General features: G+C 44.7%; 16 protein-coding genes. 11 read left to right on the forward strand and 5 right to left on the reverse strand.

The features are described 5' to 3' along the window. Window positions 1–36 precede the first annotated feature (36 nt). A complete protein-coding gene (locus IFU39_RS01555; RefSeq protein ID WP_192131043.1) occupies window positions 37–1,026 on the reverse strand; it encodes a multicopper oxidase domain-containing protein in 990 nt (329 codons plus the stop codon). A 277-nt stretch (window positions 1,027–1,303) separates the two neighbouring features. Between IFU39_RS01555 and IFU39_RS01560 the strand changes: the two genes are divergently transcribed. Genes IFU39_RS01560 through IFU39_RS01590 form a run of 7 tightly spaced genes read left to right on the forward strand, consistent with a single transcriptional unit; the run spans window position 1,304 to window position 6,355 of the window. Continuing rightward, on the forward strand, window positions 1,304–1,912 hold the full coding sequence (locus IFU39_RS01560) for a hypothetical protein (RefSeq protein ID WP_192131044.1): 609 nt from the start codon (window positions 1,304–1,306) through the stop codon (window positions 1,910–1,912). A 47-nt stretch (window positions 1,913–1,959) separates the two neighbouring features. Continuing rightward, window positions 1,960–2,610 (forward strand): hypothetical protein, encoded by a 651-nt coding sequence (locus tag IFU39_RS01565; RefSeq protein WP_091017863.1) that lies wholly within the window; start codon window positions 1,960–1,962, stop codon window positions 2,608–2,610. Continuing rightward, window positions 2,610–3,167, forward strand: a complete 558-nt coding sequence (locus IFU39_RS01570) for a hypothetical protein (protein ID WP_244660845.1) — start codon at window positions 2,610–2,612, stop codon at window positions 3,165–3,167. Before IFU39_RS01565 ends, IFU39_RS01570 begins: the two co-directional genes overlap by 1 nt. Before the next feature lie 43 nt (window positions 3,168–3,210). Continuing rightward, window positions 3,211–3,945, forward strand: coding sequence for an SMI1/KNR4 family protein (locus IFU39_RS01575; protein WP_091017860.1), 735 nt, complete (start codon window positions 3,211–3,213; stop codon window positions 3,943–3,945). Between the two features lie 21 nt (window positions 3,946–3,966). Further along, a complete protein-coding gene (locus IFU39_RS01580; RefSeq protein ID WP_192131048.1) occupies window positions 3,967–5,268 on the forward strand; it encodes a hypothetical protein in 1,302 nt (433 codons plus the stop codon). A gap of 32 nt (window positions 5,269–5,300) precedes the next feature. Then, on the forward strand, window positions 5,301–5,744 hold the full coding sequence (locus tag IFU39_RS01585) for a hypothetical protein (protein ID WP_192131050.1): 444 nt from the start codon (window positions 5,301–5,303) through the stop codon (window positions 5,742–5,744). Next, the gene (locus IFU39_RS01590) at window positions 5,744–6,355 is read left to right on the forward strand and encodes an SMI1/KNR4 family protein (RefSeq protein ID WP_342345609.1); all 612 of its coding nucleotides are present in this window, start codon (window positions 5,744–5,746) and stop codon (window positions 6,353–6,355) included. Before IFU39_RS01585 ends, IFU39_RS01590 begins: the two co-directional genes overlap by 1 nt. A 96-nt stretch (window positions 6,356–6,451) precedes the next feature. On the opposite strand, the gene IFU39_RS01595 is transcribed toward IFU39_RS01590, so the two are convergent. Next, window positions 6,452–6,769, reverse strand: coding sequence for a hypothetical protein (locus tag IFU39_RS01595; RefSeq protein ID WP_105599316.1), 318 nt, complete (start codon window positions 6,767–6,769; stop codon window positions 6,452–6,454). 108 nt (window positions 6,770–6,877) lie between these two features. On the opposite strand from IFU39_RS01595, the gene IFU39_RS01600 reads away from it, so the two are divergent. Both IFU39_RS01600 and IFU39_RS01605 read left to right on the forward strand, forming a co-directional pair. Continuing rightward, window positions 6,878–7,927, forward strand: a complete 1,050-nt coding sequence (locus IFU39_RS01600) for a leucine-rich repeat domain-containing protein (protein WP_192131052.1) — start codon at window positions 6,878–6,880, stop codon at window positions 7,925–7,927. A gap of 152 nt (window positions 7,928–8,079) precedes the next feature. Next, window positions 8,080–8,901, forward strand: coding sequence for a cupin domain-containing protein (locus tag IFU39_RS01605; RefSeq protein WP_192131054.1), 822 nt, complete (start codon window positions 8,080–8,082; stop codon window positions 8,899–8,901). A 411-nt stretch (window positions 8,902–9,312) separates the two neighbouring features. Here the strand turns inward: IFU39_RS01605 and IFU39_RS01610 are convergent, their stop codons facing one another. Further along, complete coding sequence (locus IFU39_RS01610) at window positions 9,313–10,356, reverse strand: aromatic ring-hydroxylating oxygenase subunit alpha (protein ID WP_192131055.1); 1,044 nt, start codon at window positions 10,354–10,356, stop codon at window positions 9,313–9,315. Between the two features lie 407 nt (window positions 10,357–10,763). On the opposite strand from IFU39_RS01610, the gene IFU39_RS01615 reads away from it, so the two are divergent. Together IFU39_RS01615 and IFU39_RS01620 are read left to right on the forward strand one after the other, a co-directional pair. Beyond that, window positions 10,764–11,210: a carboxymuconolactone decarboxylase family protein gene (locus IFU39_RS01615; RefSeq protein ID WP_192131057.1), complete on the forward strand. Its 447-nt coding sequence runs from the start codon at window positions 10,764–10,766 to the stop codon at window positions 11,208–11,210. A 33-nt stretch (window positions 11,211–11,243) separates the two neighbouring features. Continuing rightward, window positions 11,244–12,179, forward strand: coding sequence for a sigma-70 family RNA polymerase sigma factor (locus IFU39_RS01620; protein WP_192131059.1), 936 nt, complete (start codon window positions 11,244–11,246; stop codon window positions 12,177–12,179). Between the two features lie 99 nt (window positions 12,180–12,278). Here the strand turns inward: IFU39_RS01620 and IFU39_RS01625 are convergent, their stop codons facing one another. Further along, window positions 12,279–13,232, reverse strand: a complete 954-nt coding sequence (locus IFU39_RS01625; protein ID WP_192131061.1) for a hypothetical protein — start codon at window positions 13,230–13,232, stop codon at window positions 12,279–12,281. A 242-nt stretch (window positions 13,233–13,474) separates the two neighbouring features. Beyond that, window positions 13,475–14,116 carry a spore coat protein gene (locus IFU39_RS01630; protein ID WP_411860584.1) on the reverse strand — a complete coding sequence of 214 codons (642 nt, stop codon included), beginning with the start codon at window positions 14,114–14,116 and terminating at the stop codon, window positions 13,475–13,477. Window positions 14,117–14,391 lie beyond the last annotated feature (275 nt).

The following is a 14,391-nucleotide window of genomic DNA, read 5'->3' on the forward strand; positions in this document are numbered from 1 at the left end:
TTCAGGATAGGTATAGCCATTATCTATTGTCATGTCTCAGTGAGACATCGCGGGTCCACCATGATCAGTACCATCCTTGGTCACACGCAGAACAGCGGCAGCGCCTTTGGCTACATGGTTGAACTGGTGGGTTACAATCGCATAATCGCCTTCTTCGGTCACGGTGAACTCTACGACAGCTCCACCACTTGCGGGAAGCATAACCGTCTGTATTCCATACTGGATGTTGCGTGGATTCCCATCGGTATACACACGGTCCATAATGGTACCGACAATATGGAAGGATGAGACTTCATTGGGTCCGGCATTACTGACATAGATCCGCACCGTATCTCCTACTTTGGCTAACAGGGGATGCTTGACTAATCCATAATCATTGCCGTTAAATACGACATAATCCGGTTCTCCGTTCAAAAAAGCTTCATAATCATGCTCTTTGTACCATTCACTCTGAACAAGGGTATACTCACGATCAATCAAGTGATCAGAAGGGTATCCAGCTTTGGGCTCCACAATAATCATGCCGTACATCCCGTTTGCGATATGGGCAAGAACCGGTTTGGTTCCACAGTGATACATGAATACACCGGGTGAGGAGGTGGGATAGGTGAACGTGCCTTCCTCACCTGGCATAACATCAATAAATTTGCTGCTGGGAGCAGCATGTACAGCGTGGAAATCCATGGAGTGAGGCAGGCTGGAATCTTTATTTTTTAACGTGAACACCAACGTATCTCCCTCGGTCACTCGCAGGACGGGTCCCGGAACAGTACCATTAAATGTCCAAGCGTTGTAGATCACTCCTTCGGAGATTTCGACATCTGTAACCTGGGCCGTCATTTCAATATATACCATAGTACCTTCTCTGCGAATGATCGGGTCCACCGGGGGTTGACTGGCCGCAGAGTAGGAGACTTCATCGTTGTGAAAAGGTTTAATCGTATCGGTGGAACTACAGTGAGAGAGAGTTGCTGTGAATATGGCGAATACGAGTGACCATTTATATACATTTATGAAGGAAAACATAGGTGCACAACCTTTACTAAGTGATGTTTTTCACAATCCAAAAAGCAGGTATTCTTTCAATCCAGTATTTATGTAGTTATAGATTACGTTATTGAGGCAGGAGCTGGTGTGACGGGGCACACACTTGGGTATGTCTTATTAGAGCCATTTTCAACAATCTGGCTTCCATTCTTGTGCTGAGGAACGGAGTTTCATATAATTTTAGAGAGTTGGATTGGTAAATGTTGAGTATTATGACGGTGTGTATGTCGTAGTTCAGAAGAAAGGTGGATACAGGATGAAACGTTTCGAAGATGAAGGTGCGTATAAGTATAGTTTCTATTCGGTTCTTCGACGGGGAGAGCGGATTGCTGTGAAATGTCCCCAATGCGGTGGACACGCATCTATAGAAAAACGGAACAATCAACTGGGATGGAAGTGTTTTGTATGTTACGCTCAAGCTCTTGAAGAATCAGTGTATCAATATAAAGCCAAGGGGAATTGTGCTGTATGTGAACGCTGGTTCAACATGGAAGTCACAGACGAGAAGAAGACGTCTCACCGATCAACGCATGTGGAATGTCCGCATTGTGGTTCTGTTAATCAGGTTGAGCTACATGCCAAGCCGATATACGGAAGGTGTTTTTCCGAGATTCGTGCAGGGAAAGATCCAGTGTTCGGTTTGGAATTATACTTTATGGATGATTTCAGAGGAAAAATAATATGGGCTGTGAATCGGGAGCACCTGAGTTATCTCATCGCTTATGTTTCCGCAGATCTGCGTGTAAAACATGCAAATATGCCTATAAGAACGGCTTCACATAGTATCCCGGCTTATATTAAGGATGCGAAGAACAGGGATGTGGTTGTTCGTACACTGTCGAAGCTTCAGCACAAGACTGGATGAGACTGAAAGCGAAGATGAAGCGTTAAAGCTGCAAGGGAGAGTAGAACATGAAACTACGATTTAAATTAACTATTTTTGCAATCATTCTGGGTATGTTGATGATTCCGGCTTATTTTATTTTACAGACTTATGGCATATTTCAAAAACAGACAGTCCTATCTGACTATGCTCTCGCGGTTGATGTTAAAGGGAAGTCCTATGAAGCCTGGCCGCTGATTAACAGTTTTGCGGCGATGGATAAACAAGAGGATAACCGTCAGTTTTATTACCGGATCGATATGAGTCATATCCAATACCTGTTTAATCTGGCTTATCGGGAGTATGAAGTGAAGCCCGGTGGGGACAATCCATATCTGGCTGGTACTATAAACTATCAACATACGGACCACAACTACGTACAGACCGAGAAACAGTATGAGAACGCCAATGATTTTTCAACGGTCTTGAATCTGTATGATCAGGATGGGCAGGTGATTTACTCCTACGATAACACTGGCAAAGCGGATAACGAATTGGTGAAGTCCATAATTCATCAGGGAATGAGCCGTAACAGTGGCGGTAGTAGTGAAGCTGCCCGGGATCCTTATATCAATATTACGGCGCTATTCCGTGACAAGCTAAACATCGATGTGAAACTGACGGTGGATGAGGAGCACAAAGTAGTTACTATTCGAATGAACAAATCGGAGGCGAGATGATGAATGAGTATGGTGTGCAACACGGACCTGCTTATCTGGAAGGTTTGACAAGAAAGGACAACGACATTAATTCCGAGGAAGTGGAGTGGAAAGGCAAACTTCAAACGAGTGATGGTCATGATAAATTCCATATTTTTTATTATGGTGACTTGATGGAAGATGATCTGATTACCTGGCATGATTCGACACCGCTTCTTGTATATGCGGAGCATACCGTTACAGGTGAACGCTATCTGCTCATTGATGCCGCCAAGCACGGATATGATGCCATGTTATGTGAGACCTATTCGGAAGAATCACTACGTGACAGACCTCTTCGCCCTTATCTGGATGTTGAAGGAGAGGACATCTTTGAGGTGGAATTGAAGGCCTACTACAATGTGCCATGGGATGAAGAGTTCGGCGAAGATGTAGATGAAAATGGTGCATATGAACTGATTACGGGAGAGCGCATGCATTTTGATCAGGTCAAACGTGATGGATATGATGCCTTTGCCATTCGTATTCTGAATCGTAAAGGGGTACAGACTGACATTGTACAGGAAGAACTGGCTTAGATCTGTAACGAATGAACCAAATTGAGATGGGAGATGTCGACAAATGTATATTGTATCCCGTGTACTTAAGCCGGTTCCAGCGGAGGAACTGGATCACTTTGAACAACAGCACGCCATCTCGCTACCTTTGTCATACCGCACCTGGATTGAACACTACGGGGAAGGAACATATACGGGATGGATGAATGTGCAGAGGCCAGACCCAGAAGTGTTGAAGCCTTTTGTGGAATATGATTTTTGGATACATACGGATGATTCGCCTATAAGTCAACATCAACTTGAGCAGTGCATCTCCATCGGCAGTTCTGTAGATGGAGATTTCCTTGCTGTTCATCCGGAAGTTGAGGGACTGTTGTGGCTACCGCGTCATGATGAGAATATCACCTTATGGACATGCTCGGAGACTGAATTTGGCGAAACGCTTGATCGGATCTATTGTGGGTATTACCATCAGGATAATCCAATAACGCCACTTTACTTTGAGCCGTGGAATGAGTTGCGGAAACATACATTTTACCATTTTTCAGGCACGGAACAGGGAAGCTCCATGAAGGAACTCGCCGATACATGCAAAACAGAATTTAAGTGGGACGCTGTGTTGGAGAATGAGTACATGTGCAAGATGTTCATGGTGTCGATGGGAGGATATTTACGATTTAACTATGCTGCTGGGAGAGAAGTTGCCCTGTTCTATGAAGAAAAGAATGGTGCGGAGGAGGCAACGGATAACGAAATCAGTTTGTTCTTGCAGGCACATTATTGTACGGCATATGAATAGGGGCAGAGTGGAGGGACACCTATGAGTTGGTTAAAGGAAGACATTGCGGAACAATGGCGCAATGAAGGCAAGCGTTATGCAAAGGATGTCAATTCATTTGTCCAGAGAAGTATGCAGGGAGAGCAACCGGATGAATCCGAGTTGGAGGGAGACTCCAGAAGCGGAATAAGTACTGAAGTATTCCATATGGTGAGACAAGCCAATCTCCACGGTGACTTGGAGGTGCTCCGACGTGAGCTGCCCGCAGCAACGTGGCCGCTGAATGAGGCGTTTCAGGCTTCCATGCAGGCGGTCAAAGTTGTAGGTTATCTGAACGAAGAAACGTGTGTATGTAACACGGGTATCTTCACAGAGAATGGTCAGATCTATACGATGAATCAGCACGGATGGCAGTTGATTTCTTCGTATACTTTTGCAGGTTGCTCATCAGACGGATTGGACTATGCGCTTGCAGGACCGGATGGGATTCGTGTCATTCGTCAGCCAGATCGCAAGTTGGAAGGACAAGAGATAGCGACATATCGTTGGGTAGATATTCAATCCCGGATACAGTCGTCCTCACCTCGAATTGAATCACTTGCTGATTGTGAGCATCCCGAACGTACACTAGAGGGACTTATACCTATGGATGAAGGCAGGGCACTACTTATACATTCACGATACGGGATATATCTTGTAACGGAAGATCAATTGACCTTACTTCATCCCGATCTGGCAGAGATCGATGAATATGAGCTAGAGGATACACAGATAGATATGGGGCATGCAGCGGTATCTCGGGATGGTCGATGGATTGCCTATGGCAGCCAAGGGAGCAATCATATGGTTATGGACCGTCGGCTGAGCAAGACATACTCTCTCTATCCAGAATCGAGCTACTCTCATTATGCAGCATTCACCAGTGATAACCAGACCGTCTGGTTTAACGCATGTCATTTCTATAACGGGGTCACGATACAGGTCCCGCTGGAATCAATTGCAGGCAACGAAACGAAGGAAGATTGGCCGGTCATGGATGAGAATGCACGTGTGTATGCGGCAGTGGAAATAGACGCGGGCATGGTGCTTGGAGATGCATATGGTTACCTGTATTGTGTGAATGGCGAGGGTGAGGAAGTATGGCGTCATTTTGTGGGCAGTACGATCTATTCTCTGGCTGTATCCCCTGAGCAGTCCAAGCTAGCAGTAGGTACCTATGGCGGTATGTTGCATGTGCTCGATCTTCATTCCAACGAGATGGACGAGTACGGGATCGGTACAGGCAGTCTTCGTGAGTTGGAGAGGTATGTATTGTGGCGTGGAGAAGAACCTCTGCGCTGGTGAGGTAGCATGATGACCTGTTTAGGGGTGAAGGCATGGAACGTGAAGAGGCTGTAATGTTATTAAAATGTCATGCTTTTTCCTATGATGATCTGAGTCATCCCAAGATGGAGAACGGTTTTATTGGCAGTCTGCGCCCATTTCGCGGACATTTGATTGAGGAGAATTTTCATGAATTGATGAAGATATTACGTGTTCTGGCACCAGAACTTGCACAGCCTTCACTGGATCGGGGAGTCATGGCATGTCTTTGGGGAATTACTCATATGGCACGTGCCTGGGCCGTTGAACCCGAGGGCATGCTCCGCAGAAACAATCTCATCTCGGACGAGCAGGTAGTGTTGATGGAACAATGGCTTAATTTGTTATCTTACGGAGTCATGATCCTGATCGAAGGTGGCGGAGAGGAAGAAGCGTTTTGGGAATATCATCAATATGTGCAAGAAGAGAATGGCGGAGCTAAGAAAGGGGAGGTCTAGTGAAACTGGAGTCGAATGTAACATTAAACGTACTTATTGACGAGCTGAATCGCTTGTTGGATGAGAAAATACAGGATCAAGAGATTCGCCAATTGTTTGAAGAGTATCAACATCGGGAAGGGGCATCCGAAGAAAGTCTCGATGTATTCGAAAAGGAGTATGGAATTAGGCTACCTGGCGATTTTCGTACCTTTTACCAAGGCAAAGATGGTAGTGGCTATGGGTTGCATGTGCTGTACCCGGGTGATGCTGAGGCTGGGCGTTGTACGCCATTTTATCTGATGTCATTGGAAGAGATTCGAGAGACCAAACAATACTTCTGTGAAGTGGATGAGAAGCTGGAAGAGTATTATTCTGCGGAAGAGATCAGCCAGTTGGACCCTGAGATTAAGCCGTACCTGTTCCACAAACCATGGATTCCATTTGCAACGATCGCGGGAGGTTCACTGTATCTGATGCTCGATTTTGATCCAACGGAGGAAGGGACGTATGGACAGATTATTATGTACGTGCATGATCCGGACTTTATCTATTATTTAACGCCTACCTTCACGGATCTCCTCAGTATGTCGAACCGAAATCTGAAGATAATGGATGAGATTACGTATTAAGTCCTGAATGATTAGAGAATAGGTTTCGATAATAAAGAAGCTGCCGAAGCAGCTCCTTTATCTGATCTGAACCTGAACTTTGGATAAGTCTCATGATTACCACTGAAAGAAACGATGTCCGTGAAATCCTCCGCCTGGAGGTCCTCCGTGTCCACCTGGACCACCTGGACCGCCGTGAGGTCCGCCGGGATAGCCACCTCCTGGGAAATGACCAGGGTGTCCACCGGGGTAACCACCGCCGGGATAGCCACCGTGCCACCAAGGACCACCGATCGGATATGGTAGTGGAAAAGGAACGATGGGTGGGTATGGATATGGATACGGATAAGGGTAGGGATACGGTGTGGGTGGATAATAAGGGTAAGGATAACCCGCAGGTTGCGGGGATGATACTGAACCAGGGCCGTATGCCATGTAACAAGCCTCCAATAACTGGATTGATGATATCAGCCTATGCCACAATGGTTTCAGGTGATACAGCAGATTGAAGATTAATCAATATAGAGTCATGAGGGGGAACCTATGGTAGCCGTAGCTTTTCACACCGATCCAAGAGGAACTGCCTATGAACTGTTGATTGACGAATTGATCGAGAAGACAGATCGTTTTATGCTGGTTGACCGAAAGTATGTTGAGGGAGATACACCTGAGAGGGTTGCCAAAGTATTACAGAGACTTGAGCCGTATCTAATTGAAAACAGTACGATGGAAGAAATGATGATGCAAAGTGGCGCCATGTATGCAGAAGGCATCTATTACTTATATCGTTGCACGCCTGAATCCGGGCAGGTCCTTAAGGAGGAAGCCAATCGCTTTCATGACTGGTTATATCCGTCATTGCCGGACGATCTTTGTTTTCTGAAAGAGGATGGGAGTGATTACTTCTACACGGTTGCTCATGAGCATATGTATGGCATGCACATTACACAAGAAGAAGCAATTGAGCTAATGGAGCGTATTCCAGGCTTGTTTTTCGATTTAAATCGTCAGAAAGATATTCATCGACTGTTGGATGATGCAATCAGGCATCAAACCGATGTGCTGAATATTAGTTCACATTACTTAAAAGAGATTCCGGAACGGATTCGGGAATTAAAGCACTTGAAACGTTTGACGATTTTTGAGCAGGATATTTATACACTTCCTCCAGCCCTTTTTGAACTGACATCATTGGAAGAATTGGAGATCATGACAGCGGATTTGGAAGGTATTCACCGAGACATTGGAAAATTGAAACAACTTCGAGAGCTTAGAATTTATTGCGGTAGTTCTTATCATGTTCCTACCGGGTGGAAGCCAAAGGAGAAGTCGGATCTTGGTCTGAAACATATTCCAGCCGAGATTGGTGAATTGAGCGAACTTGTGAGTCTGGATATAAGTTACTCTGGCATTCGTGAAATCCCACCCGAACTGGAGCAGTTGAAGAAACTGCGTTATCTGAGTATAACGAATAGTTTAATTGAAGGAATGCCGGACATAGTCAAGCGAATGACCTGGCTTCAGAGTGTAAATTTGAACAGTACTCCACTAGGGATCAGTTGGGAGGACATCTCCGACGAAGCAGAATTATAATAGCCAAATATCCCTCCTCCCGTGTATCTGAGTCAGGGATATTTGTTATGCGATGAAAACTTGGCGGAAATGGGCTCACGTATCTGGGCGCTGGGCATAAGCTGGCATATAGGTTATGACCTAAACCGAGAGCGAAGGGCAGGCGTTTTATTTTGGCAACCTCATACATGGATTATACTTTACCCACCACCCAATTTACTTACGATTTGAGCAAGAATCCGTTATTCAAGAAGGATGAGGATAACTATATAAACTCTCTTTCCATCAACCAGTTAAACACACTGGGCAATACTTCTTTACTGGATATTTTCCTCAACACAGGCAATGTGGTTGAACCACATATTCATCAGAATGCAACCGAACTGGTATATTGCATCAGCGGTTCTGCCGTTGTGTCCCTCATCAATCCGTTCACCAATGAGTTACTTCATTTCCCAATTACTCCGGGGCAAGTGGCGAATGTACCTCAAGGCTGGTGGCATTATGAAGTGGCTACTGCAGATCAAACGCATTTATTGGCGATCTTCGATGCACCCGTGCCTGAAGCGATATTTGGCTCAGACATCTTGCGACTTACACCTACCAAACTTCTGGCTTATACGTACTGTCTAGATGAGAAAAAAGTTCAAGAAGCGCTGGCTCCCATTCAAAAAACAGTGATTATTGGCCCGCCGGCAGATTGTATGACTTCCACTGCCCCCAACTCTAACAGTGCTCCGAATGTGAATCATCAGCCGTACGTAATGCCTAATGTACAACCAAACACACAACCCAGCATGCAACCAAACACACAACCAAACATGCAACCCAATGCACAGCCCAACATGCCACCAAATACTCAGCCCAATATGCAACCTTACGTAAACCGTCTTCCGTACTGGGGGACTTGGGTCGATCCACGTATTATCCACGAACCGGGTTGCCCGTATTATATAGAGCTTCCTGTGAATACGAATATTCAAGAGGAAAGATGACGGTTTATTAGGCAAGGTTTATCTAGTACACATAGGTACTTTAGTTGAATTAGGTAAAGCAAAAGAGGCTTCCGCAAAGGAACGCTTCTTTTTTTGATTAAGGATGTCTTCATACTTGCGGAAAGCCGTGTTTAGAGCTAAGCATGAGGCGCTAACGAATCGTAGTCGTCTTAATCAAGGATTTGAAGCGCGCCCAGAAATCTAAAGAATCTGAGACACCTTATATCAGAATAAACAGCCGTTTGACGTGTTTATATCGGGGATTATGGGAAATAACATGTCTGGAGTTCCTTACAATTTTAAATGAGGCTATATATGTTCAACTAAACATCTACATGATAACGGAAAGTTATTCTTCCATCGGAATGCCAGTGTAAATATATTCATTAGTTGAACTTATATACTATCTACTTACGATGTGTAATTTCGGCCCAAACCAATTTCCGTTAATAATTGACGATAAGCAATTGAAGTACGGTCAGCGGGAATATGGGCCTCGGCATGCAGATCCAGGGGCAGATCCTCCGGTTTCTGTGACTCGACCATCTCGCGGTCCTCTTCGAATACCTGCAAGTTGAACTTGATTGTGTCTTCAATAGGAGCGTCTTTGTCAAAGTTTCGTGTGATTGGACAGAATAGACGCGTATAACGAGCAGAGATCGGCGAAGCACAATTCAGAATATTCAGCTTGTCGTCTCCTGGGAAATATACCGTCAGAGAAGCCGCAAAAGGCGGGAATACCCGAAACTCACGCAACCATTGGAAACCTTCTGGAGCAACAAGACCTTGCCCTTTGCCATAGTTGCTCACCGTACTCCAATACTCGGCCAGTAACTCATTACCTTCACGTTTCACTTTGTATTGAGGGACTTCTGTGTTGTTTTTGTCACCAAACGTTTCCGTATGCACATAGGCAAAATGGGATACATCGAGGAATCCCTCCATTTGACGTCCAGAAGAACCGGCAATATCAAAGTTGGGTGGCAAAATATTGATATAATCCGGATCATCCCATCCAGGGAAGGAGGGGATCTGTTCTTCCGTTCCCGCCAAAGTGGTCCAGATTAAACCATAACGTTCAACTGCCGGATACACGATAAGTTTGAGCTTAGGCGAGATCTTGGAGCTTGGGTGTGCAGGTACTGCGGTACATTTACCTTCACAATTGTAACGGAAGCCGTGATAAGGGCAGACAATCTCACCATTTTCTACCCAGCCTTTGCTAAGTGGGGCCCCGCGGTGAAAACAAAGATCCTTGGCTACGACAACCTGATCATTACTTCGATAGAGAACCAGCTTCACATCGAGTAATTGAGCAGCAAGTGGTTTGTCTGTTACTTCGGTAGCTTGTGCTACCGGATACCAATATTGTGATAATACATGCCAGTCTTCAGCGGTGAATGTACAACCTCTAGGCAATTCGGACGTATTAGGGTTTGCGTTGGAAGTTATCATAGTAAAACACTCCTTGCCAATATGAATAAACATTTCTCTTTCTTATGTCAGAAAAGTTAACTTTATTAGCCGTATGTTACTACTCTTTTGGTCAAAGCATCAATATATCCAACCTACTTTTGGTTAAAATCACAAACGGTACAGCAAAAACCGTACATGGATACGGAAAAAAGCGGATTTTTCTTACGTTAGATGTTAATTGTAGAAAAGAGAACAACCATTCAGTATGTTTTTCCATTACTGATTATTAACTCCATGGAGGTTGTCCTGCCATCAGAATCTCAGTGTGAATATTCGTTAGTTGAGCAACCATTCTTGTGAGAATAAAAAGATTTTCGTAAAGTATGTCACAGATCCCGGCCGTCGTTTGTCTACAGTATGTAAACCAAATGATGGAGGCGAATGAAATGAATTTAAGAACCAACTACAGAGCAGTGAGTCCAGGCGCTTTTAAAGCGATGATGGCGATGGAGCAGTATATATCCGGGCAATTTGAAAATAAAGTATTGTATGAGTTGTTAAAAATCCGTGTGTCTCAGATCAATGGCTGCGCCTTTTGTCTCGATATGCATGCCAAAGATCTGATGAAACTGGGAGATTATGCGGATCATATTCTATTGCTGAGTGTGTGGCGTGAAGTGTCTTTCTTCACGGATCAAGAACGTGTTATGCTGGAGCTGGCTGAGGCGGTGACCCGTATCTCGGAACACGGTGTACCCCTTGCGTTGTACGATAAGGTTCGTGAACATTTCAGTGAATCCGAACTGGTGGATCTGATCCTTGCCATTAACACGATTAATAACTGGAACCGGATTGCGATTACAACAGGAATGTATCCGGGCTGCTTTAACTAAAATACATGCACCATGCCAGAGGAGGCCATTCTTATGAATTCCAATCTCCACGCCAATGAGCCAGAAGTGTCTTCTCTGGATGTTGGTGAGCTGTATATTCGGTATAAAAATTATGCATTTTCAATCGCTTACCGCATGCTCGGCAGTGTGGTAGAAGCTGAAGATATGGTTCAGGATTGCTTTGCGGGGATTCAGAGCAATATTACTCAAGATATTCGTAATCCGAAGTCTTATATCGCCAGACTGGTGGTGAACCGAAGTTTGAATCTGCTCAATTCTGCCCGCAACCAGAGGGAAAATTATGTTGGAGAGTGGCTTCCGGAACCGATAGCAGACAGTAAAGTGGGAAACATACCAGAGGAAACGATGCAGAAGAAAGAGCTGATTTCTTATGCCTATCTGGTCATGTTGGAGCGGCTTTCGCCTGTTGAACGGGCTGTTTTTGTACTTCGTGAAGCTTTCCAGTATGACTATTCTGAAATAGCGGATTGGCTGGGCAAAACGGAGAGTAACTGCCGTCAAATTTTTAGCCGCGCCAGACGGAATTTGCCTGAAAAACTTCCACCGATCGAGCAGAGTGATGCCGATATGATAGCCAAGGGTGAATTGCTTACCCGTTTTACAACGGCTTTCCTTCGTTATGATGTCGCTGCGATGCTCGAGTTACTGGCAGATCAGCCTGTATTTACAGCAGATGGCGGTGGCGTTGTGCATACTGTGATGAGAACGATGCATGTTCACAAAGGTGTGCTTGCACTCCTGACCTCACGGCGAGTCCTTACGCGATTGCGTGAAAGAGAATGGGTACCGATGTGGATCAATGGCGAGCTTCAACTCGCGTTGATGAAAGAAGGACAGTTGTCCGAGGTGCTCTGTTTGGGGTTGGACCCTTCTGGAGAGCGGATTGAGGGCATTTATCTCGTCGTTAATCCGAACAAACTTACATCAATAGACACTTCAACTCTTTGATCCAAACGTAAGGAGTTGCAAGGTAAACTCAAAAGCGGCAACCTCTGTCTCAAGGACTGCCGCTTTTTTGGCGTTCACATTTTGCGATTCAGCTTCGGATTATTCCCAGGCAAATTGTTGTTGAACAGATTCAATGATGGCTCGTACTTCAGGTGTAAGCTCATCATTGTTCTGATTCAGAACCTGCAAAATCTTTTCCATGGTATCGAGAAGAACACTCCCCGTATTAGGCTCCCGCTTAGCCAAAGCTTTCTCGTAAGCCTGTTTCACCTCAGGGTCCATGGTGCGAATTTCTTCATCCGTGTACCAATCATAAGCAGGCGTGTTGTCACTTCCGTAAAAGAGATAATCCACAAATAACCCTTGCTTCACTGCTGATGTACGATTAGAATTCGGGAAGTTGTTCAAAAAGGCTTCTTTCTCCAATGCACGCTGGATTAATTCGTTCCAGGAGATGATAATGCCACCATCCGACGTGGTCATCTGATTGGATTCGGTAGCCATAATGTCGATGTATGCAGCAATATCAGCCTTAACAAAAGGTTTGAACTTTTGGTAGATCTCATAATTGATGATAGGGTAATACAAGCCCTCACTGGTTTCCAGTTTGAACCCGAGATCAGATGCTTCCTGCAGAACCTTCCTCACGGATGGATCTTTAATTTCTTTCAGCAGACGACTGTATGTAAGCTTCTGTTCGTAACCAAGTTGTTCATGGGCCTGAGATAGGGCTTGTTGAAACTGTTCCGTATACATTTGGTTATCCATATCGGCCAGCTTCATATTCTGCATATTCTCCAATTGCAGGGTCATTAATGTTGCCTGCCAAGGACCGACTTTGTCGATATGATTCATCAGGTATTTACGTGCTTTAGCCACACTCGCTGTGGATTTCACTGCTTCCGTTCGATACGTTTGGAATTGATGATACACCGCTTTGGAAGCGGGAACAGGTGCAGCCAGTGTTGTTGAAGTTGTAAGTATTGAGCCGATGGCAGTACAGCCGAGAGCCATAGCCAGTAAACCAAGTTTAGCAGGTTGCTTCCATCTCATTCGTATACCTCCCCATAATGAAGAAAAAGCCATTTGAATTCTCGTATAACGGCATTTCACCGTATTTTATATGTATGATCCGTAAGTGGACTAAGTACGGGTTTGTCATTGATTAAACCAGTTTCTGGTAACCAAATCAAGAGTCTTCAGTAGGAAAATGATTGTAAATAACCAAAAAACAGCCCCTAAAACCCAAATGGGTTGAAGAGACTGTTCTAAGTGTTCAGACTTTATTTTCTAACTTAATGAAGTGGTTTATTGCTGTTAGGCATCTGAGGTGCTCCGGTTGCTGGAATGTATGCCTGAAGCATCTGTTGTGTATCACTTGGGGTGAGTTGAGGTACTTGGTAATAGGCGTTTTTATTCTGGAACATGAAAATTTCATAGGCCATCTCGATAAAATGCTGGATCTGAGAAGCGATGACTCGGCGAACCGTTCCATTTGTGATCTCGCTACAGGACATGCCGAGCAAACTCGCATGTGACTTGATCAGTCCCAGCATATGACCGCTAATTCCGGCATCCTTTACGTCAGCAAGGCTCTGGTTTGGTTTTTTCGGTGCTGATGGCTTAAGGCCATATACCGGTGGTACCATGTTGGGGATCATATAGGTAGCTGTCTCTTGATGAGGCTTCTGTCCGGATGCAAAACACTCTGCTGTCAGATTGTACTGGGATAAAATGAAGTTATACTGCCGGTCCAGAATGCCAATCAGTTCCTGGCTCTGCACGAATGTACGGAAGATCATATATTGATCCAGCACATTAATGGTGGAGGACAGGATCTCATGCACATCGAACATCTCATGACCGCCATGATTCATGTTAGGCGTAACATTGGGATTTGCGTTTAAAGTAGGTTGTACTAAATTCTGTGGGTTCATCGAATTCGGATTCATTGGTAATTTGATTCTCCTTTGGTAAATGGTATGATTCTATATAAGTTGAACGAAAGAATATTTACACTTCTCACTCCGATGACAGAACAACCTTCCGATCGCTTTTATCCCCAGATTTTTAATTCTATTATACAAAGGTGAAAATCCGGTGATAAGCTTATGCTTCCGACGTAGCTTTCTTGTAGAAAGCTTTTAGCGAACACTTCGTTTCTTCGGGTTCATTCTGTCTTCTACGTTTTCGTGCAAATGTATAGTTCAAC

This window comes from Paenibacillus sp. CFBP 13594 (assembly GCF_014842675.1).
GTDB lineage: Bacteria > Bacillota > Bacilli > Paenibacillales > Paenibacillaceae > Paenibacillus > Paenibacillus amylolyticus_B.